We start from the raw sequence: 25,144 nt of genomic DNA, 5'->3' as shown, positions 1-25,144 counted from the left end.
TGAGCCTACGTTGCGTAACCCGTTGCAGGCTGCCGAGGCCTTGCGCAGTGCATTGCCGCCGCGCAATGGTTCGCGTCAGTGATGTAGCAGGGAGGTGCCAAGACATGTCGCTCAAGGGAAAGACGCTGTTCATCTCCGGCGGGTCGCGCGGCATCGGTCTTTCGATCGCGCTGCGCGCTGCGCGCGACGGCGCCAATGTGACGATCGCGGCCAAGACCGCCGAGCCGCATCCGAAGCTGCCGGGCACGATCTATTCGGCGGCTGAGGAGATCGAGCAGGCCGGCGGCAAGGCGCTGCCTGTTTTGTGCGACATCCGCGAGGAGGCGCAGGTGGCCGAGGCGGTTGCCAAGACCGTCGAAAAGTTCGGCGGCATCGATATCTGCGTCAACAATGCCAGCGCCATCCAGCTCACCGGCACGCTGGAGACCGACATGAAGCGCTACGATCTGATGCACCAGATCAACACGCGCGGCACCTTCCTGGTGTCGAAAATGTGCGTTCCGCACCTGAAGTTGGCTGAGAATCCTCACATTCTGAATCTGGCACCGCCGCTCGACATGAAGGCCAAATGGTTCAAGAACCATGTCGCCTACACCATGGCCAAGTTCGGCATGTCGATGTGCACGCTGGGGATGAGCGCCGAGTTTGCCAAGGACGGCATCGCGGTCAATTCGCTGTGGCCGATCTCGACCATCGACACGGCGGCGGTGCGCAATCTGCTCGGCGGCGCGACGGTCGCGGCGATGAGCCGCTTGCCCGACATCATGGCCGATGCCGCACACGCCATCTTCCTGCGGCCATCGCGCGAGACATCAGGCAATTTCTACATTGATGAAGAGGTGCTGCGGGCCGAGGGCGTGACCGATTTCGCGGTCTATGCGCCGGGCGCGACCGGGCCGCTGGCCGGCGACTTTTTCGTGCCGGACGCGGTATTTGCCAATTCGCCGACGAACGTCAAAAGCATCTACTGACGGAAATCACGGGCCGCCGGCGCTGCCCCCCATCCGCCTGCCGGCGTTTTTCGAAAAACCAAGCAATTGGCTTTTCGCCCGCTGTGCGGACCAGCCTCACCTCCCCATGAACGGGGAGAAAGGGGCTCATCACTCCTCGCCCTTCTTGCCTTTGCTCAGTCCCATCAGCCGGTCGATATAGGCCAGCATCAGCGCCGAGACGACGAAGGCGAGATGGATGATGGTCAGCCACATCAGCTGGTCGATCGTATAGGAAGACGAATTCAGGAACACCTGCAGCAGGTGGATCGAGGAAATGGCGACGATGGTCGAGGCGACCTTGACCTTCAGCGAGCCGACATCGATGGTACCCAGCCAGTGCACACCGCCATCCTGGTCGTCGAAACGGCTGACGAAATTCTCGTAGCCGGAGATGATCACCATCACCACCAGCGAGGCGACAAGTGCGGCGTCGATAAGGCCGAGCATCTTCAGGATGGTGTCGGTGTCGTCGAGTGTGAAGGCGACCATGACGAACTCGTAGAGTTTCTTGCCGAAGGACAGCGCATAGACGGCGAGCGCCAGGGCCAGCCCGATGTAGAAAACCACCAGCAGCCAGCGTGAGGCGAGGATGATCGATTCGATGGCGAGTTCGAGACGTTTCATGCAGCGGTTCCGGTGAGCTTTCTGAGGTCGACTGGGGTATTTCGGTCAGCTTGCCGCGGTTTGCAAGGCAAATTGCGGCGCAAAAAAACCCCGCCGGGAGGGCCGGCGGGGGTTCAATGCATCCCGCTGGAGTCGGGACGGGGCAGGGAACGCCCAGCCTTGAATCTGGGGAGGGCGGCCGCTCTATTCAATGAGCCGGTTCTAATACCAGTACAATTCTTGCTGACCGGGATTGCTGTCCGCAGCTCGACCCATCCCGGTCTGCCGGGATGGGTCCTTGTTGTCGATCTGATTCCAGAAAGCTGCTCAAGCCATTGGAAAGCAGATCAATTGTTACTCGCCACCGGTGCCACCAGCGAGGTGATGCGACGGATGCCGACACGGCGGTTCTCGCGGTTGGGCGCCGTGGTGTTGACCTTCAGGTATTCCTCGCCATAACCCTGAGTGGTCAGGTTTTCCGGCGGGATCCCGAAGGCATTGGTCAGCGCTTCGGCGACAGACTCAGCGCGCCGGTCGGACAGAGCAAGGTTTGCTTCCGGCGTGCCAACCGCATCGGTGTGGCCTTCGATCAGGAAGGTTTCGGCCGGGTTCTTCTTCAACAGTTTCTCCATGGCCGTGGCGACGCCTTCCAGTTTCTGCACTTCGGTGTCGGATATCGAGGCCGAGCCGAACTCGAAGTTCAATGTATCGAGGTCGACGCGACGGGCAATGTCGCGCACGCGCGCCGAACGCTTCACTTCGTCGATGGAATAGAGGCGCTGGACCTTCTCCACCGGCGGTTGTTCGAGGAACTCGTAATAATCGTCCGGGCTTTCGACATCTTCCGAATCGAGGATGTACTCGCGGCGCGGGATGGTGAGCCGCATCGGCGGCAGGTCGTCACCGGGATCGCGCCAGTCATTGTCGTCGTCATAGCTGCGCTCGTCGACATAGCTCAGCACATATTCGTGCCCATCCGGCGTGATGCGCGATCGCCTGATGACGTCGCCATTGCGGTTGCGGATGGTGACGATCTGGATGCCATTGTCGCGCTCGACGATTTCCCGAGAGCGATCGCCCGACAGTTCCTCATAGTAAACATTCCTGGCGCCGCGGTGCATGCGCGGAGCGTCATTGCTTTCCACGATCGTCTGGTTGTTGAACTGCAGGATGACGCGGTCGCCGAGTTCCTTGACGACGTCGACGCCTTTCGGACGCCGGCGGTCGCGGACGTTCTCATCGGGTGCACGCTCGACGCGTTTGCCTTTTTCCTCCGTCACCGGGGCGATCTTTTCTGGCTGAATTGCCTGCTGAGCTGACTTGTCGTCGGTGGGCGGCGGTCCCTGGTCGACCGGAGCCGGCTTCGGGGCTTGCGCCTCGGTGCCGCCCTGCGCGGGCTGCTCGCCCGTCTGGCCGCCAGCATTCTGGCCGTTCCCATTTTGGCCGTTCCCATTTTGGCCGTCGCCATTCTGGCTGTTGCCGCCCTGGTCCTTGCGGTGCTTGCGCCTGGCATCCTTCTGGCTGTCCAGGATGGGTGCTTCGTCGGGGTTGGCCGTGGCTTCGCCTTGCGCCGGCGTCTCACGTTGCGCGGGCTGCTCGGCATTGGCCGGTTGCTCCGCAGGCTGTGGTTCACCGGTCGCAGGCTGCTGTTCGCCCGTCACCGGCTGTTCGCCGACAGTTTTTTTGCCGTGCTTTTTCGCCTGATCCTTCGGCTGTTCACCTTCGGCGGGAGCCGCTTGCTGATCGGCCGGGGGCTGAATCGGCTCGGCCTGCGGCGCGGGCTCTCCGGCAGGCGCAACTTTGACGTCTGGCGCTTTGTCGGCAGGCGCGGCCTCAATCTGCTGATCCTGCTTGCGCTTTTTCTTGCCCGACTTGTTGTCGTTTGCCGGCGCCACCTGTTCGGTGGGCGCTGCCTGCTCGGCAGGCTGCTGGGCCGGCTGTTCAGCGGGCGCCGCTTCGATCTGCTGTTGGTCGCGCTTCTTCTTGCGTGGCTTTAGCGGCTGTTCTTCATTTGCCGGAGCTACCTGTTCGGCCGGTTGTTCAGCCGGTGCTGCCTCGATCTGCTGCTGGTCACGCTTCTTCTTGCGTGGCTTGAGCGGCTGCTCATCGGTCGCCGGCGCTGCCTGGGCGCCGCCCTCATCCGCAGGCGCCGCCTCGATCTGCTGCTGTTGATTGCGCTTCTTTTTGCGCGGCTGCTGTTCCTCGGCGGCAGGTGCGGCCTGTTCGGCCGGGGCCTGCTCGGTCTGCTGCTGATCCCGCTTCTTCCTGCGCGGCTGTTGTTCCTCGGCGGCAGGGGCGGGTTGCTCTGCAGCCGGTGCAGGCTGCTCGGCGGCCGGCGCTGCCTGTTCGGCCTGCTGGCGTTTCTTTTTGCGCGGCAGTTCCTGGTCGGTCTGCTGACCATCTGCAGCAGGGTCGTCCTGGACCAGGATCAGTGGCGCGGCCGTGTGCTGCAAGGGGCCGAAAACGGCGTTGCCCTGCAACGGGGATGCGCCCAACGGCGCGGATGCCATAAGCAGGCCAAGTGCCGTACCTGCCAGTACCCGTGGTTGGCGTTTCATCTTAAATTCTCCTTGTGGGGTCCCATCCCTGCCCAAACTGTCCTTGACCGGATTGGTTCCGGTTTGCAGGCATTACCCGCACCCAAGGACGATTGACCGGCGTTTTGAAGGCAACTTCATGTTTTTCCTATGGTGCGGCCGGAACTTGAAGTCACACAACAGCTTGACCTTGCCGCATGCGGAGGCCACATCTCGACCCATAATGGAAACGCCGTTCTGGAAGACCAAGACGCTGGAAGCGATGACGCCCACCGAGTGGGAATCGCTGTGCGACGGCTGCGGAAAATGCTGCCTGTCTAAACTCGAGGACGAGGATACCGGCGAGATCTACTGGACATCAGTCGGCTGCCGGCTGTTCGATGGGCAAAGCTGCCGCTGTTCGGACTATGCCAACCGGCTGGCGCGCGTGCCGGACTGTGTCGGGCTGACGCCGCAGAATGTGCGCACCATCACGTGGCTGCCGAAAACCTGTGCCTACCGGCTGGTTGCCGAGGGGCACGACCTCTATTGGTGGCACAGGCTGGTGTCGGGAAGTGCCGAGACCGTTCATGATGCCGGCATCTCCATGCGCGGCCGCGTCCGCGCCAGTGAGACCGATCTGGCCGAGCCGGACGATTATTTCGACTATATGCTCGACGACGAGCCCTGAGCATTCTGGAACGGACGTTGCCATAGGGCGTTCCGCGCCATTGGACGTTTTTGACGGTCAGGATCGTTTGCAGCGGTGGAAGGGGCGGTTGCTTTTGACCTGTCGGGCAGATTAACCGAAAATGAACGGCCGGTTCGCGAAGAGTTCAGATTGCAAGGAGCATTCTCCCCCCATCGGTTCGACCAAGACGGGCGCAAGCCCTCAACAAGGAGAGAAGACAATGTTCAACTCATTCAAGACGGCAGCCCTTTCGGGTCTCGTAGCTCTCGGCACCCTTGCCGCAGTGCCCGCCCAGGCGGACTCGATCTATCTCGGCTTCGGCAACAACCATGACCGCCGCGTCGGCGTCTACACCGGCGACGATGAGGACGGCTTTCGCCGTGACCGCAATTGGCGCCGCTGCTCGCCGGACCGCGCCCTCGACAAGGCCGAGCGCATGGGCCTGCACCGCGTCCGCATCGTCGATGTCAATCGCCGCGTGGTGAAGGTCGCCGGCCGCCAGTATGGCGATCGCGTAGTGGTCGTGTTCGCCAATGAGCGCGGCTGCCCGGTTATCTATCGCTAAGAGAACCAGACTGATCTTCTGCGAAGATCAGTCTGGGATACGACCTTCTGCGAAGGTCGATCCGGAGGCATGTTCCTCTGCCAGGATCAGCCTGGAGTACCTGGAGTAGCGGCATGACCCTTCTAGGGTCAGCCAGGAGCCCCTTTCCCTCCGCGGAAAGGTGCGGCTCGAAAAAACCCCGGAGGCCAGTCCTCCGGGGTTTTTCATGTCGGAAATCTGCGGTTCCGGCCGACGGGTTCAGCAGAACCGCGCCCAGCCCGGCGGCCTGCTACTTAAGCTCGAATGTCACTGTTACCTGCACGGCGTAGGCATTCTCGCCGGCCTGCACGGGAACCGCGGCGCCTGCCGCATCGAAGGCCTTTGCATTGATCGGCATCGGCGCCGGCGCAACGTTCTGGTCGGTGATTTCCAGCACCCGGCCTATGCTGACGCCGGCGGCTTCGGCCAGCGTCTTGGCCTTGGCCATGGCATCGGCGACCGCCTTCTTGCGGGCTTCGGTGACGGCAGCTTTCGGATCCTCGTTGGAGAACGAAATGCCTCCGCCCTGATTGACGCCGAGCGACACAGCCTTGTCGAGAATCTCACCTGTTTTGTCGATGTCGCGGATGCGCACCGAGAGTGTGTTGGTCACCTGGTAGGCGACAAGCTCGGCTTCCTGGCTGCCGTCCGGTTTGTTGGTGTAGTTGTAACGCGGGTTGATCTGGATGCCGGCGGTCTGCAGGTCGCGGTCCTTGATCCCTGCCGACTTCATTGCCGCGATCACGGCGGCCATGGCGTCGTTGTTGGCGTCGAGTGCCGCGCGTGCGGTCTTGGCCTCGCGCATGACGCTGAGCGTCAGCAGCGCCAGGTCAGGCGCCACGGTCGACTGGCCTTCACCCGACACGATGATGCGGGGCGGGGGCAGCGAATCGGCAGCGCTTGCCATCGCCGGAAAAGCGATCGCGGCGGCAAGTGCGAGCGGCAAAATATGTCTGGTCATGAAAATCTCCTCGGTGTGCGATCCAGTCGCGCCTGTCGACTAGGGCGCGAATATGGGCTGATTTGGGCGATCTCGGCCAGCTCGTCCGGAAAGCCTTGTGCCGCGCAAGGAAAAACACTAATCCAGCGCGCGTGGGGCCTGTAGCTCAATGGTTAGAGCCGGCGGCTCATAACCGCTTGGTTGGGGGTTCGAGTCCCTCCGGGCCCACCAGTTTATTATATATCAATACCTTACGCCTAATTATTTGAGTTTGAGTTGAGCGTTATCGGGTAAATCTATGGCTTCTGGGCAAAATGGTTTTGGGGCCCGTTCGTCAATTTTCTCCGTCTCGTTGATGGCACTGTCACACCTAGCTCAAGCCCCCTGGTTCGAAATACCCTGCAACGATGCGTGCGGCAATCCGGCGGCAACGACGTGCAATTAGGCGGGCTCTGAACTCGGCCGCAGTCTCAAAATGCGCTTGCCAGTTCGGTTGATCTGTGCGGATCTGGCAGCCAATTCCGACAGAATTCTCTTCCCCAGCCCGGACAGGTAAAGGCTGAGGCAACCATGAGAATGGTAATCGTTAATGTCCCCAACCGCATCGTTTTCCATCGGTCGTGCTTTGAGATAGATCTCAATCGCGACCGCGACGGCGCCGTGTACTTGACGCCGGTGCAGGCTCAAGGCGTGGTGAGAGCCGCCACCAATCGAAGTCTTCGAGGTCTCCTTTCGGGTGCATGACGCGTTTTTCCACACGTGGACTCGACCCCTACTTGGGTGAGTGTCGGAAACGCAGCGTACTCCTTTCAACGGGCAAGAATTGCAGCGGAATCCGACGCGGGCAACCGAGCGTTCAGATTGTGTCAGTCCTGCGCGCCAATTGTTCGCTTGTCATCACGGATTGCAGGTGGTGCCGAATATCCGGCACCAGCCCGGTGACGCTCCGATTGTGCCGTTGGATGCAAGTGAAAAAAACTACCGGGCAATCAAAGCAGACATTTCTGGACTGTTTGCCGACCGGGGCGGAGTTTGGTGTAACGCTTGAACTTCAGCCAGGACCGAAATGGCCTTACCGTCCGATCCAGATCACGACGCCCGCGAAACACTTCGACTGATCGGTCCCGATCCGCAAAATTGGGTGCCGGATCGGGAGGGCATCGACCACAATGTCTTTGTCGTTGGCGGCGGGCAGACGGGCGCGACCTTCGCCTTCGCGTTGAGGCGGGCCGGCATCGGCAAGGTCACGGTCATCGATGCGGCGCCGGATGAGGGCAAGGCCGGCATCTGGCTCACGCATGCGCGGATGAACCGGCTGCGAACACCAAAGGGCCTGCCGGGACCGGAACTCGGCCTGCCGGGCCTGAGCTTTCAGTCCTGGTACGAAGCGCGCCATGGTGCCGAAGCCTATGCCGGCTTCGACCGCATCGCGCGGACGGATTGGGCGAATTACCTGAAATGGTATCGCGACTTTCTCGGCATTGGCATTCGCTACGGCACGCGTCTCCTTCGCATCGAGCCGGCTGACGGGTATCTTCGCCTCCACCTCGATGCCGGCGGCACGCCATTGATCGAAACGGCGCGGAAGATCATTCTGGCCAATGGCTTTGGCGGCAGCGGCGGTCCAATGATACCGGCGGTGCTCGCTGCTCTGCCCCAGGGCTTTGTCGCACACAGTTCTGCGGCAATCGATTTTGCCTCGCTCAAGGGCAAAGCGGTCGCTGTCGTCGGGTCGGCGGCTTCGGCATTCGATGCGGCGGGGACAGCCCTTGAGGCCGGCGCGCAATCGGTGCGCCTGTTCGCGCGGCGCACCAGTATCGCCAGCGTGCCGATCAACCGCGTGCGGGGTTATCCCGGCGCCTATGACAACTATCCGCGCTTGCCCGATCCGGTGCGCTGGCGCCAGGCACTGCGCTTCCGCGAGGCCGGTTCGACGCCACCGCCCGATGCCGTGGAGCGGGTGGTGCGGCACAAGAATTTCCACCTGCATCTCGGTGCCCCCTGGACTAATGCGGATATCGACGGCGGCAAGGTCGTCACCGACATCGGCGCCGAGACGTTCGCTTTCGACTTCGTCATCGCCGGCACCGGCTATTTCGCCGACCCGACGCGCAAGCCGGAATTTAGCGATTTCGCCGCCTCGATCCGGCTGTGGCGTGACCAATACGCGCCGGCGGAAGGCGAACTGGATGAATTTTTCGGCGCCCATCCCTATCTCGGCCTCGGCCATGAATTCCTCGAGAAAGCGCTGGGGGAGGCGCCGTTCCTGAGGAACATCCACGTCTTCAATCCAGGCGGCTTCGTCAGTTTCGGCCTGCCGATAGGCGATGTTCCGTCGATCAGGCGCGACGTGCCGGCTGTCGTCGCCCGCATCAGCCGCGATCTCTTCCTTGCCGATCTCGACAGCCATGAGAGCCGCATCACCGGCAGCCATCCGGCCGAGTTCGGGGAGGAGGCCTACGCCTCTGCCGTCTGGCGGCCGGCACAGACCATTGCGGCGGAATAGACGCATTCCATGGACAAACGCATGACCTTCAGCCCTGACCTTTCCGACCCGTTCGTCGCCACGGCGGTCGAGCTGCGCACCATCTTCGATCGCGATGCGGTGGCGCGCGACAAGGCCGGTGGACGACCGGTCGAGCAGATCCGCCTGCTCAAGGAAAGTGGACTGCCGTCGGCGCAGATTCCCAAAAACTATGGCGGCAAGGGCGCGCCCTGGCTGTCGGTGCTGCGCGTCGTGCGCGAATTTGCCCGCACCGATGGTTCGCTAGCCCATCTCTACGGCTACCATCATCTGCCGCTCAACGGCGTGTTGTTTCGCGGTACGGACGCGCAGAAGGACCAACTGCTGACACGCTCGGCCCGCGAGAACTGGGTCTGGGGCAATTCCGGCAACGCCATGTCGAAGACCTCTACGGCCAGGCGCAACGGCTCGGGCTGGATCCTGAACGGCTTCCGGCCGTTCTCTTCCGGCTCGCACATCGCCGACTATATCCAGGTGGCATGGGAAGACGGCCAGGACCGCCTGGCAGCTGCGATCCCGGCCGATCGTGAAGGTATCGTCATCGAGGATGACTGGGATGGCGTCGGCCAGCGGCAGACGGGTTCCGGTAAAGTCACGTTCAAGGATGTGCATATCGGTGATGACGAACTGATCGGCTCGCCCGCCGTGCCGCTGACGCCGTTCCAGACGCTGATTTCACTCTTCCAGCAGGCGGTCCTGCTCAACCTCTTCGTCGGCAGCGCGCAAGGAGCGCTGAGCGAAGGCCGCGACTATACGGTCTCGCAATCGCGACCCTGGGTCTATTCCGGCTATGAGAACCACACCGACGATCCGTTCGTTCAGCGCAAATATGGCGATCTCTATATCCGCACGCTGGCTGCCGCCGAACTCGCCGATGTGGCGGCGCGCAGCCTCGATGCCGCCTATGGCAAGGGCGAGGCCTTGACCCTGGAGCAGCGCGGACAGACGGCGATCGACCTTGCCACCGCCAATGTCTATGCCGGGCAAATCGGTCTCGACGCATCGAGCGAGGTCTTCGAGGTGATGGGCGCCCGCTCGGCCACCAAGGCCAATGGCTATGACAGGTTCTGGCGAAATGTGCGCACGCACACGCTGCACAACCCGGCCGAATACAAGAAGCGCACCATCGGCACCTGGTTGCTGACCGGGGAATTCCCGGTCGGCGGGTTGTATCGCTGAGGAGGCGCGGAAAATGGCCAGGCGCAAGGACAAGCTCAAGCTTGGAGCGTTTCTTCTCTTCACCGGCCACCATGTGGCGGCATGGCGCCATCCACAGGCGGCCGAGGGGACCAGCCTCGGCGACTATGTCGAACTGGCCAGGCTCGCGGAAGCGGCCAAATTCGATGCGATCTTCTTTGCCGATGGCGTCGCGGCGCGGCTGAGCAATCTCGAGGCTGCCAGCCGCAAGGCGCATAGCGGCGTCTATCCGTTCGAGCCCATTACGCTGCTGTCGGCGCTGTCGGCGGTGACCACCAACATCGGCCTGATCGCCACGGCTTCGACCAGCTATTCCGATCCCTACAATCTGGCCCGCCAGTTCGCGTCGCTCGACCATCTGAGCGGCGGGCGCGCCGGCTGGAACCTCGTCACCTCGTCCGATCCGGATGCGGCATTCAATTTCGGCCACGATACGCATATCCAGCACGGCGACCGCTACGATCGCGCCGAGGAATTCGCCGATGTCGTGCTTGGGCTGTGGGACAGCTGGGAGGATGATGCCTTCCCGCGCGACAAAGTGAGCGGGCGCTATTTCGACAAGGAGAAGCTGCATGTGCTGAACCACAAGGGCCAGCACTTCGAGGTGCGCGGTCCGCTGAACACGCCGCGCACGCCGCAAGGCCATCCGGTCGTCGTCCAGGCGGGCGCGTCCGGCCCCGGTAAGGAGCTGGCGGCGCGCACCGCGGAAGCGATTTTCGCCGCGCAGATCACGCTCGATGAAGCCACCGCCTTCTATGCCGACGTCAAGGGCAGGCTCGGTAAGTACGGCCGTTCAGAGGATGATCTGAAAATCCTGCCAGGCATCTTTCCGGTCGTCGGCCGCAGCGAAGCCGAGGCGCAGGAAAAGTTCGAACAGCTGCAGGATCTCATCCAGCCGGAAGTGGGCCTCGGTCTGGTCTCGGCGCTGGCCGGCGGCTTCGATCTCACCGCCTATCCGCTCGACGGGCCGGTGCCGGAACTGCCGGAGACCAATGCCGGCAAGAGCCGGCAGGCGCTGGTCATCGATCTGGCGCGGCGCGAGAAGCTGACGATCCGGCAGCTCTATTTGCGCATCGCCGGCGCTCGCGGCCACTGGCAGGTGGTCGGCACGCCACAACAGATCGCCGACACGATGGAAGAGCGCTTTGAGAATTACGGCGCCGACGGCTTCAACATCATGGCACCGATCATGCCCGGCGGCTTGAAGGATTTCATCGAGTTGGTGGTGCCGGAACTGCGCCACCGTGGCCTGTTCCGTCGGGAGTATGAGGGCAGCACCTTGCGCGACAATCTCGGCCTGAAGCGGCCGGCAAACCGTTTTTCGCGGCATGCCGCGGCGGCGGCGGAATAGGAATGAGCCGATGGCGCGCGACACGCTCTTTCTCATCCAGCCGGGTTTCGCCGACCCGAAGCATCCGGGCCAGACCTTCGTCTGCCCCTATTCCAACAAGGTCGAAGGGCTGCTCGCAGCCTTTCCCGATCTTGCCGCCAGGCTGGACGTCGAGCGCGTGCCGTTCGCAAGGCCGAGGGGTAAGGTGATCGATGCGCTCGGCGAACGCCACCAGTCGCTGCCGGTGCTGGTCGTCGGCAGTGATCCGCCAGCCGACCTACCGACCGCCAAGGGCAAGGTCTTTGCCGACGACACAAGGCGCATTCTTGCGCTGCTTGCCGAGCGCCACGGCTTCCCGCATCTGCATGAGTGACCTGATGAGCTTCGATCCCGATACCTCCAATCCATGGATCGCCAAGGCGGTCGAGCTGCGCGACATCTTTGCCCGCGACGCGGTCGAGCGCGACCAGCTTGGCGGCAGGCCCGTCGAACAGATCCGCCTGCTCAAGGAGAGCGGCCTGCTCAGTATCGTCATTCCCAAGGAATTCGGCGGCGCCGGCGAACCCTATTCGACGGCGCTGAAGATCGGCCGCGAGTTCGCCAAGGTCGACGGCTCGATCGGCCACATCTACGGCTACCATTTCAGCGCGCTGATCGCCGCAAGGCTCAATTCGGACGAACCGCGCTCAGCCGATCTGCTGCGGCGTTCGGCTGCGGGCGACTGGTTCTGGGGCAATACCGGCAACAGCTTTTCCAAGACGCTGTTCGGCCGCAAGGATGGCGAGTGGACGATCGTCAGCGGCTTCAAGCCCTTCGCCTCCGGCTCGCATGTCGCCGACTATCTTTCGACCTCCTGGGAAGACGAGGTCAGCGGCGAGCGGAAGTTCGCGGCCATCCCCGCGGATCGTGAGGGCATCACCATTCTCGACGACTGGGACGGCATCGGCCAGACGCAGACCGGCAGTGGCAAGGTCGCCTACAAGGATGTTAGGGTCCATGACAACGAACTGGTGCGCGGCTGGGTCGACGCGTCGCTGCCGATCCGCACCATCGGCCCGCTGCAGCAGCAAAGCGTGCTGCTCAATGTCTTCATCGGCACCGCCCAGGGCGCACTGCTAGCGGCACGCGACTACACGCTCAACAGCTCGCGACCGTGGATGTATTCCGGCGTCGAGCGCCACATCGACGATCCATGGATCAAGCGGCAATATGGCGAGCTCTGGGTCAAGACGCGGGCGGCAACGGTGCTGGCTGATCGCGCTGCGGCGGCGATCGATCATGCGATCGCGCGCGGCAAGGCGTTGACCGAGCAAGAGCGCGGGGAAGCGGCGGTTGCAGTTGCCGCGGCCAACGTGCTGGCCGGCAATGTCGCGCTCGAAGTCACCACCGAGATCTTCGAGGTGATGGGCGCGCGCTCGGCGGTGCGCAAATACGGCTTCGACCGTTTCTGGCGCAATGCCCGCATCCACACCTTGCACAACCCCGCCGAATACAAGGCCCGCACCGTCGGCACCTGGTATCTAACCGGCGCCTATCCCGAGCCCGGCGTCTTTCGATGAGCGACCGGCAGCTCCACCTCAATGTCAACATCCTGCACGCCGGCTTCTCGCCGGCGGCATGGCGGATGGACGGGGTCGACCCCTATGCCGCCTTCACCGTCGACCACTATGTGCAGGTGGCGAAGATCGCCGAGCGCGCCAAGCTCGACGCTATATTCCTTGCCGATCAGGCGGCAATTTCGGATCGCATCGACTATCGGCCGATTACATCGCTGGAACCGACCATCGTGCTGGCGACGATAGCCGCCGCGACCGAGCGCATCGGCCTGATTGCGACGGCATCGACCAGCTTCAACGAGCCTTACAACATCGCCCGTCGTTTCGCGACGCTCGACCATGTCAGCGGCGGGCGCATCGGCTGGAACATCGTGACCACGGCCGATCCCGCCTCGGCCCGCAATTTCGGCCTGACCGGCGCGATAGATCATGGCCGGCGCTACGAGCGGGCCGCCGAATTCACCGAAATCGTCAAGGCGCTGTGGGACAGCTGGGAGGACGATGCCTTCATCGGCGACGTCGCCAGTGGGCGCTTCGTCGATGCCGCCAAGGTTCACGCCATCGAGCACGAGGGCGCGCATTTTTCGGTGCATGGGCCGCACAATGTGCCGCGCTCGCCGCAAGGGCATCCGGTGGTCATCCAGGCCGGCGGTTCCGATGACGGCAAGGAGCTCGCCGCGCGCCACGCCGAAGCGGTGTTTTCCGCGTCGCAATCGTTCGAGGAGGCGCTCGCCTACGCAAAGGAGCTGAAGGCCCGGGCTGTCGCCTATGGCAGAAGCGGCGGCCTGCCGCTCAACCTCGCCGGTCTGGCCACCATCATCGGCAGCACCGAGGCGGAAGCGGAGCGGCGGCAGGAAGAACTGTGGGACCGCATCCCGCTCGACTACAGCCTGACGCGGCTGTCGGGGGTGCTCGGCATCGACCGCGAGCGGCTGAGGCTCGACGAGAAGCTGCCTGACGTCATCCCGCTGCCGCCCAACGGCGGCCACACCTTCTTCAAGGCCACGCTGGCACTTGCCCGCAACAACGATTTCACCGTTCGCCAACTGATCCGGGCGCTCAACGGCAGTACCGGCCACCGCACCGTTGTCGGCACGCCGGAGCAGATCGCCGACGATATCGAAAGATGGTTTGTCGCCGGCGCCGCCGATGGCTTCAACCTGATGCCTGACGTGCTGCCGACCGGGCTGGAAGTCTTTGTCGATACGGTCGTGCCGATCCTGCGCCGGCGCGGCCTGTTTCGCAGCGACTATGAAGGGCGCACGCTACGCGACCATCTCGGCCTTATCAGGCCTGAAAGCCGTTTCGCGCCGCAGCCGCACAAGGCGTCAGGGTTGCTCGGGGCCACCCATTGAACGATCATCAAACGATAACGGCGCGGAAGGTACCGCCATTGACCTCCACGCCCGACAAAAATACAGGCCCGACAATGAGCGCTGATCCCGAATTTCTCTGGTACATCCCGAACCAGGTCGATCCCGGTCACCGCGGCGAGCCGGCCGTCGAGGACCACAACAGCCTGGAGACGCTGACCAGCCACGCAAAGGCGCTTGAGGAACACGGCTGGAAGGGCGCGCTGATCGGTACCGGCTGGGGCCGGCCCGACACGTTTACCGTCGCCGCCGCGCTCGCCGCGCGGACCACCTCCTTCGAGCCGCTCATCGCGATCCGCCCGGGTTACTGGCGGCCAGCGCACTTCGCATCCGCGGTCTCCACGCTCGACCAGCTGACGCGCGGTCGCGTGCGTATCAACATAGTGTCGGGCAAGGACAACCTCGCTGCCTATGGCGACAGCGAAGGCGAGCAGAACCATCGCTATGCCCGCACCAGAGAGTTCATGCGGCTGGTTCGCAGACTTTGGACCGAAGAGAACGTCACCTTTGCCGGCGAGCACTTCAAGGTCACCGGGTCTACCGTCATGCCCCGCATCCCTGTCCGTGGAAACCGTCGCCATCCCAGGCTCTATTTCGGCGGCGCGTCGGAGGCGGCCGAGCGCGTCTCGGCCAGCGAGGCCGATGTCCAGCTGTTCTGGGGCGAGCCGCTCGACGGCGTCCGGGAGCGGATCGAGCGGCTCAAGGCCTTGAGCCGGGAACTTGACCGGGACCTCCCACCTCTACAATTCGGGTTGCGGGTCACCACGCTGGTCCGCGACACCACCGGGCAGGCCTGGGCGGACGCCGAGGCGAAGGTCGCCGAAATGGCAAAGGGCCAGGGCGCCGGCTGGAATGATCATGGTCGGGCGGTAGCGGTAGGCCAGCAGCGTCTGCTCGATCTGCACACGCGCGGCGAGGTGCTGGACGACAATCTCTACACTGCGCCGGGCAAATATGGCGGCGGCGGCGCCGGCACCACCTGGCTGGTCGGCTCGGCCGCCGACGTGGCCAGTTCGCTCGGCAAGTACCGGGATCTGGGCATCACGCATTTCGTGCTCTCGGACACGCCGTATCTTTCCGAGATCAAGCGGCAAGGCGACCAGTTGCTCCCGCTATTGCGCAATAGGGTCCAAGCCGCGTTTGTTGAATGACGTGGGGTTGTCAGAACACCGAACGAGCCAGATCGCCAAATAGGGACGACAATGCCACAGCCGGCCGCTTTCAGCATCCGCCCTTCCGACGCCGACCTGCGCGGTGAAGCAGCACTAAGGCGGCGTTACCGGGCGCCGCAAGAGGCGAACACTGCAAACTGGAACGAAGCCCTCGAGGCGATCCTTTCACATCGCTCGGTCCGCAACTATCTCGCCAGGCCTCTGCCCGAAGGGACGCTCGAACTGATCATCGCTGCCGCCCAGTCGGCGCCGACCTCGTCCAATCTGCAGGCGTGGAGCGTCATCGCCGTCGAGGATCCGGCGCGCAAGGCGCGGCTTGCCGGACTGGCGGCGGTCAATCGCCATATCGAGCAGGCGCCGTTGCTGCTGGTTTGGCTGGCCGACCTGCCACGGCTGCGCGCCATTGCCGAGGCAAACAGCCGGGCGGGCGAGGGGCTCGATTATCAGGAGAGTTTTCTGCTGGCCGTGATCGACGCAGCACTTGCCGCGCAGAATGCCGTGGTGGCAATCGATGCGCTCGGGCTCGGCTCCTGCTACATCGGCGCCATGCGCAATCATCCTGAGGCCGTGGCGCAAGAGCTCGGCCTGCCGCCGGAAACCGTGGCGGTGTTCGGCCTGACCGTTGGCTGTCCCGATCTCCTGGCTGCGACCGACATCAAGCCCAGACTGCCGCAGCGTGTTGTGCTGCATCGCGAGCGCTATCAGTCAGGCTTCGATCAGGACGATCTCGCAGCGTACAACCTGACGCTTCGCACCTTTCAGCAAGAGCAGTCGATGCCCGTTGGCGACTGGACCGAACTGATGTCGAACCGCATCGGCAGCACTGCGGCGCTGAAAGGCCGTGATCGCCTGGGTGATGCGCTCAAGGCGCTGGGCTTCAAGCTTAAATAGCCAAGGCTATTCGGCGGCAAAGATGGCGATGCGCGCCGGCAGTGCTGCCGGCGGTGTGAAGTCGAGTGCGCCAACCCTTCGCGCCTCAGCCTTCAGCCAGCCATGGAAGCGCTCGACGGTCGCGAGCTTCGCCTTGTGTGGCGTCGTCGCGAAGTAATAGGAAAACTCGACCGGCTGCGGCGAGCCGAAAGGGCTGACCAGCCGCCCTGCCGCAAGGTCAGGCTCGGCCAGTCGGAATTTGCCGAGACCGATGCCCTTGCCGGCAACCGCGGCGTCGAGTACCAGCGAGGACTGGCTAAGCCGTATGCCGCCGTCGACAAGGCGGCCGGACAGGCCGTTGGATCGCAGCCAGCCCTTCCAGTCGGGGCAACTTGGATCGCGCTCCGGCCCGTCCTCATGCAGGATCGGCGCGTTACGCAGCCCTTCCGGTCCACGGAAGAGGCCGTGCGTGCGGGCAAATTCGGGGCTGCAGACAGGCAGCACCGCTTCCGAGAACAGCCGTTCCGTGATGAGGCCGCTATAGGCACCCGAGCCGTAGCGGATGACACAGTCGATATCTTCGCTGGCAAAGTCGGCAAGCCTTGTCGATGCATCGACCAGTACTTCGAGTCCGGGCACCGCCTCACGCAGCGCGTCGAGGCGCGGGATCAGCCATTTGCTGGCGAAGGAGGGCGCGACCGACACCTTGATCGGCGCATCCTCCTCGTCGCCGGAAATACGCGCGACCGATTCGACAACGACGTCGAAAGCCTCGGTGAGCCCGGGCATCAGCGCCTGACCGGCCGAGGTCAGCAAAAGCTCGCCCCGGTTGCGCTGGAACAGCGGTTGCCCCAGGTGATCCTCCAGCAGGCGGATCTGCTGGCCGATGGCGGCGGGCGTGACATGGAGTTCTTCCGCCGCTCGCGTAAAGCTCAGATGGCGGGCGGTTGCGACAAAGGCGCGAAGCGAGGTCAGCGGCGGAAGTCTCGCCAGCGTCGGTCGTAGCTTCCTCGGTTTGGCGCGAATGAGATCAACCATGAGGCGCATTCAACACGTTCGGACCCGGCGCGACGAGGGCGGGCTTTGCGCCAAAGCGCGCGGCGGAAAATTTCGTTTGCCGCAGCGTCGCGCCAGCGGGAACGGAAATCTAAAAAATCGCAATGTCTACTATTCTTGTAGAATAAGACGGGCAGCACCGATTTGGGTGTCGGTCGGCTTCGCAGGCCTGGAATGAACCAGTCGTGCAAAGCGGCGCTTTCGGCCGACGATAGAAAATCATTCTTCCGGTTTTGCGCGACGGCAGGGATCATTGCGTCGAGGCGCCGGAGTGCGTTCGGCCGCCGGATGCAATCCGTTTTCCGGAGCCCAAGACCATGTCTGTCAATCGTCGTCATTTCAACCAGCTCTTGCTGCTTGGCGGTGCGAGCTTCGCATTGCCCGGCTTTTCCTTTGCAGCCGAAGGCACGCCCGTTCAGGGCGGCACGCTCAACTGGGCCTACTATCCCGATCCGACGTCGCTGATCGCCATCAACACCTCGTCGGGCACCGGCCAGGCGATCGGCCCCAAGGTGAATGAAGGCCTGCTTGATTTCGCCTACGACCTCACCCCGAAACCGCTGCTGGCCACGGAGTGGTCGATCAGCGATGACGGCCTGCGCTACACCTTCAAGCTGCGCCAGGGTGTCAAGTGGCATGACAGCAAGGACTTCACCTCGGAAGATGTTGCCTTCACCATCTTCCGGCTGAAGGAGGCGCATCCGCGCGGCCGCATCACCTACCAGAACGTGACAGCGGTCGAGACGCCCGATCCGCACACCGCCATTGTCGTGCTTTCGAAGCCGGCGCCCTATCTGATCACGGCGCTGAGCAGTTCGGAATCACCGATCGTGCCGAAGCATGTCTACGAAACGTTCAAGCCGGCAGAACAGCCCAAGCTGGAACAGACGATCGGCACCGGCCCCTTCGTTCTCAAGGAATGGGTGCCCGGCAGCCATCTGATCTTCGATCGCAATCCGAACTATTGGGATGCGCCAAGGCCTTACCTTAACCGCGTCGTGCTGCATGTCATTCTCGACCCGGCGGCACGCTCGGCGGCTCTTGAAACCGGCGAGATCGATATCGGCGCCAATCCCGTGCCGCTGGCCGATATCGAGCGGCTGAAGGCCAACCCCGCTTTGGTCGTCGACACCAACACCTATGCCTATTCCGGCCCGCAGCAGCAATTGTTCTTCAACTACGAGAACGAAATCCTGACCAAGCGCGACGTGCGTCTGGCCATCGCCCACGCGATCGACCTGCAGAAGCTGGTCGACATTGCGCTCTATGGCTATGCGCAGGTATCGCCAAGTCCCATCAGCACGGCACTGCCCAAATGGTATGACCCCAGCATCAAGGCGCGCGAACCCGACCCCAAACTGGCGGAGAAACTGCTCGACGATGCCGGCCATCCGCGCGGCGCCGACGGCACGCGCTTTAAGCTCCGGCTCGCCTACAACGCGTTCCTGCCGGCGTCCTATGCCGATTTCATCAGGCAGTCGCTGGCAGTGGTCGGCATCGACGCCGAGATCCTGAAGCTCGATCTGTCGACGTTCCTGAAGACCGTCTACACCGACCGCGCCTGGGACCTGGTGGTTGAGTCGCTGTCGAACACCTTTGATCCGACGCTCGGCGTCCAGCGCGCCTACTGGTCGAAGAATTTCAAGATCGGCCTCGTCTTCTCCAACGCCAGCCACTATGCGAACCCCGAGGTCGACCAGATCCTCGAAGCCGCCGCAATCGAGCCCGACGAAACGAAACGGCGCGAGCTCTGGTACAAGTTCCAGCACATCATCCATGACGACGTGGTGTCGGTCGACCTCGTTGCGGCCGGTGCCCAGATTGTTGCCAACAAGAAGGTCAGGGATTTCGCACCCGGAGCGCAAGGCATCAACAACAGCTTCGCGCAGATCTGGCTCGCGCCAAACGCATAGGCGCTCGGATTGCCTTGCCTTGGATCGGTGCGTGAAACCACCGATCCCGACTTTTCCCCATAAAGACAAATCGCGCAAACGCGGAGTATCGACCATGACCATCAACCGACGCTTGTTCAATCAGTTCCTGCTGCTGGCCGGCGCGAGTACCGCCCTACCTGCCGGGGCCTTTGCCGAAGACGCCAAGCCGGTGGCGGGCGGCACGCTCAATTTCGTCTACTATCCCGAGCCCAACCAGATCGTTTCCATCAACACCAGCGCCGGTGGACCGGCCACCATCGGGCCGAAGATTTTCGACGGCCTGCTCGCCTACGACTACGACCTCAATCCAAGGCCGCAACTGGCCACCGAATGGTCGATCAGCGATGACGGGCTCGAATATGTCTTCAAGCTGCGGCCGGGGGTGAAATTCAGCGACGGCCATGATTTGACATCGCAAGACGTGGCCTTTTCGATCTCGCGGCTGCGTGAAGCGCATCCGCGTGGACGCATCACCTTCCAGAATGTCACCGACGTCGACACGTCGGATCCGCATGTGGTGAAAATCAAACTGTCTAAACCGTCCGCCGCGCTGATCTCGGGGCTGGCCGCGACGGAATCGCCCGTCGTGCCCAAGCACATCTACGAGAAGCTGAAGCCGGCGGACGATCCGTCCTTCGAGCAGATCATCGGCAGTGGACCGTTCGTGCTCAAGGAATGGGTCAAGGGCAGCCACATCATCGTCGAGAAGAACCCGACCTATTGGGATGCGCCAAAACCCTATCTCGACCGGATCATCTTCCGCTTCATCACCGATCCCGGCGCGCGCGCCGCGGCACTCGAGACGGGTGAAGTCGACATCGGCCCGAACCCGGTGGCGTTTGCCGATCTGGAGCGGTTCAAGGCGTTGCCGCAGTTCGTCGTCGATAGCACCGTCTTTGCCTATAGCGGCCCGCTGCACCAGCTGATCATCAACCTGGAAAACCCGATCCTGAAGGAGAAGAAGGTCCGTCAGGCAATCGCGCATGCCATCGATCTTGATGCGATCAATGCCATCGTGTTCTACGGCTATGGCCAAGTGTCGCCGACACCGATCAGCGTCGTCAACAAGAAGTATTTCGATCCCGATGTGAAGGCGGCGACCGTCGATACGGCGCTGTCGGAAAAACTGCTCGACGAGGCTGGCTTCAAGCGCGGAGCGGACGGCATCCGCTTCAAGCTCAGGCTCACCAACAATCCCTACAATCCGTGGGGCTATGCTGACTTCCTCAAACAGGCACTGGCCAAGATCGGCATCGACGCCGAGATCCAGAAATTCGACTTCGGCACCTATGTCAAAACCATCTACACGGATCGCACCTGGGACCTGTCGACGGAATCCTGCGGCAACATCTTCGACCCGAGCGCCGGTGCGCAACGGCTCTACTGGTCGAAGAACATCAAGATCGGGCTGCCATTCTCCAACGGCGCGCACTACGAGAACCCTGAGGTCGACCGGCTGCTGGAGGCCGCATCGGTGGAGCTTGACGAGGCCAAGCGCAAGCAGCTGTTCTTCAGGTTCCAGGAGATCATCGCCGACGAGTTGCCGATCATCAATCTGATCGCACCGCCGACCATCATCATTGCCCGCAAGACCGTTAAGAATTACGCGCCGGGTGCTGAAGGCCTGTCGGCCAGTTTCGCAGACGCATATATCGATCCGAACGCCTGAACCCGGCGGACATCAGCAAGAAAAGGGGCCGCGTCTCGACGCGGCCCTTTTCGTTTCTATGGTCTTGAGGTGCAGAACGGTCAGGCCAGAGCACGCAGCCTTGGGCTGGAGCCGACCAGAAGGCCGGCAAGGGCGATGGCTTGCGCCAGCTGTTCGCCGATGGAACTCGATTCCCAGGCGACGCCGCGCAGCGGATGACCGATGGCAAACAGATTGCCGTGGGTCCTGCCGTCGCCGGAAATCACCTGGCCGTCATGCGTGGCGTCGATGCCGAACCCGGTCGCATGCGGCCTGACGATGCCGTTCTCCAGCAGGCTCTGGACAAACGGATCGGCGATCCGCCGCCAGTCATGCTCCTGATGGCCCCGGCAGTTGACGACACCGTCGAAACGCAGCCGTTCGACCGCGCCGCTATCGCGCCAGCGGATCTCGGCGACAAAGCCGCCGGCTCGCGGATGGAGTGCCAGCACCCGTCCGGCGCCGCCCGCCCAACGGCCTTGGCTTTGCGCCAGTGCGACGCGCTCAAAGCTCGGCGGCGCCGCTCGATGCGCGGTGACGTCCCAGAAAGCGCGCAGATGGCGTGCGAACTTCAGGCGCTCCTTGTCGGTGGCGCCTTGCCACAGAGCCAGGATCCACGGCCGGATCGTCAAAGGCAGCCCTTGCCAGTCCAGCCCGGCGGCCTCGATGGCCCGGCGTTCGGCCTTTACCAAGGCAAGAAGCGCTCTCGTGGTTTTCGGCAGCGGCCGCCCGGTAAGAAAATCGCGCCACGCTTCGGTATTGCGCCGAGGCTCGACGATCTGTCCGCGCCGCGACACGACGCGATAGCTGCCCTTGAAGCCGCGCGCCTCCATGCTGGCGACGACGTCGACCATGCTGAGACTCGAGCCGATCAGCAGCAATTGCCTGCTGTCGGCAAGCCGGTCGAGCGCCGCCGGATTCCAGGGGTTGGCGACATAGCGGGGATCGCCGACGATGGCTGCTTCCGTGGCGGACGGCTCGCTCTGGAACACGCCGGTCGCCAGCACAACCTCGTCGGCCAGCAATTGCTGGCCATCGCTTGTGCCGACACAGACGCCGGATGGACCGGTCAGCATGTCGATTGCCGATGCCTTGACGTGGCGCAGCGAGGAACGCGGGTCTGCTTCCCGGATCGCCCTGGTCAATTCGGACTGGACATAGCTGCCGAACAGCCAACGCGGCGGGCTGGAGTCCGGGACATCTTCCGGCGGCATCCAGCCGTGCTCCGGCCCATTCGCCAGGAGCCAGCGGACGAGGTGATCTGGGTCGTCCGGGTGCAGCGAGAAGATGCGCGCCGCGCCGTTGACGAGGTGTTGTGGGTCGATGGTGCTGTAGGCGACGCCGCGGCCGAGCTCGGCCCGTCGCTCGATGATGGTGATCGCCAGCGGCTCGGTCGAACGGTCGAGCAGCTTGATCGCGGTAACCGCGCCGGCAAAGCCGCCGCCAATGATGATGATTGAACGAGGGATCGAGCGCGAAGTGCTGATTGAAGGCTGGGAGGACGGGGTATGACGCATCAAGGACCTTTGTGACGCCGACGGTGCGTGGCTCTAGCCGATCACTGCGGCGGCGACCATCGTGCTGTGCCCCAACCCGATGTCAAAAAACAATAATTGCCAGTCGGCGAAAGGCATTCTTTCGCGCAGTGGGGTTGGCAGGCGCTAGAGATGAAAACCATAGCGCGACCAGCCTGAGAACGCCACGAGAGCCGACCATGACTGAAGATCGAAAGATGAGGCTTGGCGCCTTTGTCCGAGGGCCTGGCCATCATGTCGCTGCCTGGCGCCATCCCGATGTGCCGGCCAATCCGGGCCTGAGTTTTCAGCACTACGCGGACGCCGCGCGCACCGCAGAGCGCGGCCTCTTCGACATGGTGTTTCTTGCCGACAGCCTCAGCGCGCGCAATGGCGAGCAGCCGATCGAGACTTTTGAACGCACCGGCCATGTCGTGCATTTCGAGCCGCTGACGTTGTTGTCGGCGCTCTCGACGGTGACGCAGAGGATCGGGCTCGTCGCGACCGCTTCGACCACCTATTGGGAGCCTTTCCATCTGGCGCGCCTGTTTGCCTCGGTCGACCATCTGAGCGGCGGCCGGACAGGCTGGAATGTCGTCACCTCGGCCGACGCGCCGGCGGCGTCGAATTTCAGCCGTGACCAGCATCCCGTCCATGCCGACCGCTACGACCGCGCGGAAGAGTTCGTTGCCGTGGCGCAGAAGCTCTGGGACAGCTGGGACGACGATGCCTTCGTCGCCGACAAGGCTTCAGGCGTCGCCATCGACCGGCATGGCATCCATGCCCCTGACCATGTTGGCCGGCATTTCCGCGTCAAGGGACCGCTCAACGTTGCCCGCCCGCCGCAGGGCCATCCCGTTATCGTCCAGGCCGGATCTTCGGATGCCGGCCAGCAGCTGGCAGCCAGGACGGCGGAGGTGGTTTTCACCGCCCATCCCGCCGTCGACTCGGCGCGGGGTTTCTACAGCGAGCTGAAGGGCCGGCTGGGCTCGTTTGGCCGCTACGCCAACAGCTTGAAGATCATGCCCGGTGTCTTTCCGGTCGTCGCGCCGACACGTGCTGAAGCCGAGGGCAAGTTCGACGCCATCCAGCGCCTGGTCGATCCGGTGGTCGGCGTGGCGCTGGTTTCCGGACTGCTCGGCGGCGTGGATCTCTCCGGTTATCCGCTCGACGGACCATTGCCGGAACTCGGCAGTTCCGATGCGGTGAAAAGCCGGCTGAAAGTCGTTTCCGAATTGGCCGCGAGCCGGAACCTGACGATCCGGCAATTGTACCTCGCCGTTGCCGGTGCACGTGGCCATTTCCAGATCGTCGGCACGCCAAAGGATGTCGCCGACATGATGGAAGAGTGGTTCACCGGCGGCGCGGCCGACGGCTTCAACGTCATGCCGCCGATCCTGCCGACGGGCCTCACCGATTTCGTCGATCTCGTCATCCCGGAGCTGCAGCGGCGCGGCCTGTTCCGCACCGCTTACGAAGGCAGCACGCTGCGCGAGAATCTCGGCCTTGCGCGTCCGGTCCGTGGCGTTGCCGAACATCAGCAGAGGAAAGCCTCATGAGCGCGAGCACGATCGATTCGAAAATTTTTCGCCAATGGCTGGCCGATGGCGAGGAACTGGCGGTGCTGGATATCCGGCACAGAGCGGCAGTCGGATACGCGTCGCCGCTGTTTGCCACCAATCTGCCGGCGGATCACGTCGAAGCGGAGATCGACCGCTTCATCCCGCGCAAATCGGTGCGCACCGTGCTGGCCGATGACGGCAGCTGCGTTGCCGAGCAACTTGTCGAACGGTTGTCCGGGCATGGTCGCAGCCAGCTTTTCGCACTGGCCGGTGGAATTCCGGAATGGACGAAAGGCGGTTTGGAAGGCTTGCCGACCTTCGACACGCCGGGCGTCGATTTTTCGCTGGCGATCCGAGACGCGAAGGGAACGCCGGTCATCACCGTTGATGAACTAGTGGCACTCAAGGGCCAGGGCGCCGACGTGATCGTCCTCGACAGCCGGACGGTGGCGGAGTTCGACAAGGACCATGTGCCCGGCGCCATCAGCGTGCCGGGTGCCGAACTGGTGCTGCGTTTCGCCGATCTGGTGCCGTCGCCGGACACGCGGGTGATCGTCTCCTGTGCCGGCTTGCCGCGCGCCATCATCGGCGCACAGACGCTGATCGACGCCGGCGTGCCCAACAAGGTTGCTTATCTGCACGACGGCACCAAGGCATGGCGCGAAGCGGGCCTTGCGCCCGAAATCGGCAGGACTGCCGCTTATGGTCCAGCCAGCGAGGACGCGAAGCGCTTCGCCGGAGAACACATCGCAAGACTTACCGAAGGCGACAGCTTTCCGCGCATCGATGCCGCGACCGCGGCGGCATGGGCGAAGGACGACAAGCGGACGACCTACCTGCTCGACGTGCGCACGCCGGAGGAGTTCGCCGAAGCGCATATTCCGGGCTCGATCGCGTCGGAGGGCGGGCAGTTGCTCGGCGTCGCCTACCGAACCATCGCCGTGCGCGGCGCTCGTGTCGTGCTCATCGACGACCTGCTCGGCGTCCGCGCCGCGATCCTGTTGCATGACTTCCAGTCGGCCAGCCTGGACGCGGCGTAGAGGA

At 63.3% G+C, this 25,144-nt stretch carries 20 protein-coding genes and 1 tRNA gene; 16 read left to right on the top strand and 5 right to left on the bottom strand.

Going from position 1 to position 25,144, the window contains the following annotated elements:
- Nucleotides 1-104 precede the first annotated feature (104 nt).
- Nucleotides 105-971, top strand: coding sequence for an SDR family oxidoreductase (locus NKJ80_RS10500; protein ID WP_023744356.1), 867 nt, complete (start codon nt 105-107; stop codon nt 969-971).
- 129 nt (nt 972-1,100) lie between these two features.
- Here NKJ80_RS10500 and NKJ80_RS10495 read toward each other — a convergent pair whose 3' ends face one another.
- Complete coding sequence (locus NKJ80_RS10495) at nt 1,101-1,616, bottom strand: TIGR00645 family protein (RefSeq protein WP_023672463.1); 516 nt, start codon at nt 1,614-1,616, stop codon at nt 1,101-1,103.
- 326 nt (nt 1,617-1,942) lie between these two features.
- On the bottom strand, nt 1,943-4,153 hold the full coding sequence (locus NKJ80_RS10490; RefSeq protein ID WP_023689763.1) for an OmpA family protein: 2,211 nt from the start codon (nt 4,151-4,153) through the stop codon (nt 1,943-1,945).
- A gap of 202 nt (nt 4,154-4,355) precedes the next feature.
- Here NKJ80_RS10490 and NKJ80_RS10485 point away from each other — a divergent pair, with 202 nt between their 5' ends.
- Together NKJ80_RS10485 and NKJ80_RS10480 are read left to right on the top strand one after the other, a co-directional pair.
- Nucleotides 4,356-4,802, top strand: a complete 447-nt coding sequence (locus NKJ80_RS10485; protein WP_023672465.1) for a YcgN family cysteine cluster protein — start codon at nt 4,356-4,358, stop codon at nt 4,800-4,802.
- A 220-nt stretch (nt 4,803-5,022) separates the two neighbouring features.
- Entirely contained in the window at nt 5,023-5,367 is a 345-nt protein-coding gene (locus tag NKJ80_RS10480) for a hypothetical protein (RefSeq protein ID WP_023672466.1), read from the top strand.
- A 268-nt stretch (nt 5,368-5,635) separates the two neighbouring features.
- On the opposite strand, the gene NKJ80_RS10475 is transcribed toward NKJ80_RS10480, so the two are convergent.
- Nucleotides 5,636-6,346, bottom strand: a complete 711-nt coding sequence (locus NKJ80_RS10475; RefSeq protein ID WP_023672467.1) for an SIMPL domain-containing protein — start codon at nt 6,344-6,346, stop codon at nt 5,636-5,638.
- Nucleotides 6,347-6,480: 134 nt separating this feature from the next.
- Between NKJ80_RS10475 and NKJ80_RS10470 the strand changes: the two genes are divergently transcribed.
- The 9 genes from NKJ80_RS10470 (at nt 6,481) to NKJ80_RS10430 (ending at nt 16,368) form a co-directional block, all read left to right on the top strand.
- Nucleotides 6,481-6,556: transfer RNA gene (locus NKJ80_RS10470), tRNA-Ile, on the top strand.
- A gap of 835 nt (nt 6,557-7,391) precedes the next feature.
- Nucleotides 7,392-8,831: an NAD(P)-binding domain-containing protein gene (locus NKJ80_RS10465; RefSeq protein ID WP_352497537.1), complete on the top strand. Its 1,440-nt coding sequence runs from the start codon at nt 7,392-7,394 to the stop codon at nt 8,829-8,831.
- 21 nt (nt 8,832-8,852) lie between these two features.
- Nucleotides 8,853-10,028: an acyl-CoA dehydrogenase family protein gene (locus NKJ80_RS10460; RefSeq protein ID WP_023670851.1), complete on the top strand. Its 1,176-nt coding sequence runs from the start codon at nt 8,853-8,855 to the stop codon at nt 10,026-10,028.
- A 13-nt stretch (nt 10,029-10,041) separates the two neighbouring features.
- Complete coding sequence (locus NKJ80_RS10455) at nt 10,042-11,397, top strand: LLM class flavin-dependent oxidoreductase (protein ID WP_352497536.1); 1,356 nt, start codon at nt 10,042-10,044, stop codon at nt 11,395-11,397.
- Between the two features lie 10 nt (nt 11,398-11,407).
- Nucleotides 11,408-11,749, top strand: a complete 342-nt coding sequence (locus NKJ80_RS10450; RefSeq protein ID WP_023670853.1) for a DUF3088 domain-containing protein — start codon at nt 11,408-11,410, stop codon at nt 11,747-11,749.
- A 4-nt stretch (nt 11,750-11,753) separates the two neighbouring features.
- Nucleotides 11,754-12,935: an acyl-CoA dehydrogenase family protein gene (locus tag NKJ80_RS10445; protein ID WP_352497535.1), complete on the top strand. Its 1,182-nt coding sequence runs from the start codon at nt 11,754-11,756 to the stop codon at nt 12,933-12,935.
- A complete protein-coding gene (locus NKJ80_RS10440) occupies nt 12,932-14,287 on the top strand; it encodes an LLM class flavin-dependent oxidoreductase (protein WP_352497534.1) in 1,356 nt (451 codons plus the stop codon). Before NKJ80_RS10445 ends, NKJ80_RS10440 begins: the two co-directional genes overlap by 4 nt.
- Nucleotides 14,288-14,361: 74 nt before the next feature.
- A complete protein-coding gene (locus tag NKJ80_RS10435; protein WP_352497533.1) occupies nt 14,362-15,456 on the top strand; it encodes an LLM class flavin-dependent oxidoreductase in 1,095 nt (364 codons plus the stop codon).
- A gap of 51 nt (nt 15,457-15,507) precedes the next feature.
- Nucleotides 15,508-16,368, top strand: a complete 861-nt coding sequence (locus NKJ80_RS10430; protein WP_352497532.1) for an NADPH-dependent oxidoreductase — start codon at nt 15,508-15,510, stop codon at nt 16,366-16,368.
- A 6-nt stretch (nt 16,369-16,374) separates the two neighbouring features.
- On the opposite strand, the gene gcvA is transcribed toward NKJ80_RS10430, so the two are convergent.
- Nucleotides 16,375-17,385 (bottom strand): transcriptional regulator GcvA, encoded by a 1,011-nt coding sequence (gene gcvA / locus NKJ80_RS10425; RefSeq protein ID WP_352497531.1) that lies wholly within the window; start codon nt 17,383-17,385, stop codon nt 16,375-16,377.
- 335 nt (nt 17,386-17,720) lie between these two features.
- On the opposite strand from gcvA, the gene NKJ80_RS10420 reads away from it, so the two are divergent.
- Both NKJ80_RS10420 and NKJ80_RS10415 read left to right on the top strand, forming a co-directional pair.
- Nucleotides 17,721-19,316 carry an ABC transporter substrate-binding protein gene (locus NKJ80_RS10420; protein ID WP_352497530.1) on the top strand — a complete coding sequence of 532 codons (1,596 nt, stop codon included), beginning with the start codon at nt 17,721-17,723 and terminating at the stop codon, nt 19,314-19,316.
- A gap of 94 nt (nt 19,317-19,410) precedes the next feature.
- A complete protein-coding gene (locus tag NKJ80_RS10415; protein ID WP_023733276.1) occupies nt 19,411-21,006 on the top strand; it encodes an ABC transporter substrate-binding protein in 1,596 nt (531 codons plus the stop codon).
- An 80-nt stretch (nt 21,007-21,086) separates the two neighbouring features.
- Here the strand turns inward: NKJ80_RS10415 and NKJ80_RS10410 are convergent, their stop codons facing one another.
- On the bottom strand, nt 21,087-22,541 hold the full coding sequence (locus NKJ80_RS10410) for an FAD/NAD(P)-binding protein (RefSeq protein ID WP_352497529.1): 1,455 nt from the start codon (nt 22,539-22,541) through the stop codon (nt 21,087-21,089).
- 197 nt (nt 22,542-22,738) lie between these two features.
- On the opposite strand from NKJ80_RS10410, the gene NKJ80_RS10405 reads away from it, so the two are divergent.
- Entirely contained in the window at nt 22,739-24,097 is a 1,359-nt protein-coding gene (locus tag NKJ80_RS10405) for an LLM class flavin-dependent oxidoreductase (RefSeq protein WP_352497528.1), read from the top strand.
- Nucleotides 24,094-25,140: a rhodanese-like domain-containing protein gene (locus NKJ80_RS10400; protein ID WP_352497527.1), complete on the top strand. Its 1,047-nt coding sequence runs from the start codon at nt 24,094-24,096 to the stop codon at nt 25,138-25,140. Before NKJ80_RS10405 ends, NKJ80_RS10400 begins: the two co-directional genes overlap by 4 nt.
- The last annotated feature ends 4 nt before the right edge of the window (nt 25,141-25,144 follow it).

Source organism: Mesorhizobium sp. M0030, assembly GCF_040323695.1.
Taxonomy (GTDB): domain Bacteria; phylum Pseudomonadota; class Alphaproteobacteria; order Rhizobiales; family Rhizobiaceae; genus Mesorhizobium.
Note: the sequence above shows the minus strand (reverse complement) of the source record. Positions and strands in the feature narration are given on the sequence as shown.

Coding starts and splice junctions, on each gene's coding strand:
- NKJ80_RS10485 (WP_023672465.1), top strand. CDS start 4,356: ATGGAAACGCCGTTCTGGAAGACCAAGACGCTGGAAGCGATGACGCCC.
- NKJ80_RS10445 (WP_352497535.1), top strand. CDS start 11,754: ATGAGCTTCGATCCCGATACCTCCAATCCATGGATCGCCAAGGCGGTC.
- NKJ80_RS10460 (WP_023670851.1), top strand. CDS start 8,853: ATGACCTTCAGCCCTGACCTTTCCGACCCGTTCGTCGCCACGGCGGTC.
- NKJ80_RS10500 (WP_023744356.1), top strand. CDS start 105: ATGTCGCTCAAGGGAAAGACGCTGTTCATCTCCGGCGGGTCGCGCGGC.
- NKJ80_RS10430 (WP_352497532.1), top strand. CDS start 15,508: ATGCCACAGCCGGCCGCTTTCAGCATCCGCCCTTCCGACGCCGACCTG.
- NKJ80_RS10400 (WP_352497527.1), top strand. CDS start 24,094: ATGAGCGCGAGCACGATCGATTCGAAAATTTTTCGCCAATGGCTGGCC.
- NKJ80_RS10440 (WP_352497534.1), top strand. CDS start 12,932: ATGAGCGACCGGCAGCTCCACCTCAATGTCAACATCCTGCACGCCGGC.
- NKJ80_RS10455 (WP_352497536.1), top strand. CDS start 10,042: ATGGCCAGGCGCAAGGACAAGCTCAAGCTTGGAGCGTTTCTTCTCTTC.
- NKJ80_RS10420 (WP_352497530.1), top strand. CDS start 17,721: ATGTCTGTCAATCGTCGTCATTTCAACCAGCTCTTGCTGCTTGGCGGT.
- gcvA (WP_352497531.1), bottom strand. CDS start 17,385: ATGGTTGATCTCATTCGCGCCAAACCGAGGAAGCTACGACCGACGCTG.
- NKJ80_RS10405 (WP_352497528.1), top strand. CDS start 22,739: ATGACTGAAGATCGAAAGATGAGGCTTGGCGCCTTTGTCCGAGGGCCT.
- NKJ80_RS10480 (WP_023672466.1), top strand. CDS start 5,023: ATGTTCAACTCATTCAAGACGGCAGCCCTTTCGGGTCTCGTAGCTCTC.
- NKJ80_RS10465 (WP_352497537.1), top strand. CDS start 7,392: ATGGCCTTACCGTCCGATCCAGATCACGACGCCCGCGAAACACTTCGA.
- NKJ80_RS10435 (WP_352497533.1), top strand. CDS start 14,362: ATGAGCGCTGATCCCGAATTTCTCTGGTACATCCCGAACCAGGTCGAT.
- NKJ80_RS10410 (WP_352497529.1), bottom strand. CDS start 22,541: ATGCGTCATACCCCGTCCTCCCAGCCTTCAATCAGCACTTCGCGCTCG.
- NKJ80_RS10495 (WP_023672463.1), bottom strand. CDS start 1,616: ATGAAACGTCTCGAACTCGCCATCGAATCGATCATCCTCGCCTCACGC.
- NKJ80_RS10490 (WP_023689763.1), bottom strand. CDS start 4,153: ATGAAACGCCAACCACGGGTACTGGCAGGTACGGCACTTGGCCTGCTT.
- NKJ80_RS10415 (WP_023733276.1), top strand. CDS start 19,411: ATGACCATCAACCGACGCTTGTTCAATCAGTTCCTGCTGCTGGCCGGC.
- NKJ80_RS10475 (WP_023672467.1), bottom strand. CDS start 6,346: ATGACCAGACATATTTTGCCGCTCGCACTTGCCGCCGCGATCGCTTTT.
- NKJ80_RS10450 (WP_023670853.1), top strand. CDS start 11,408: ATGGCGCGCGACACGCTCTTTCTCATCCAGCCGGGTTTCGCCGACCCG.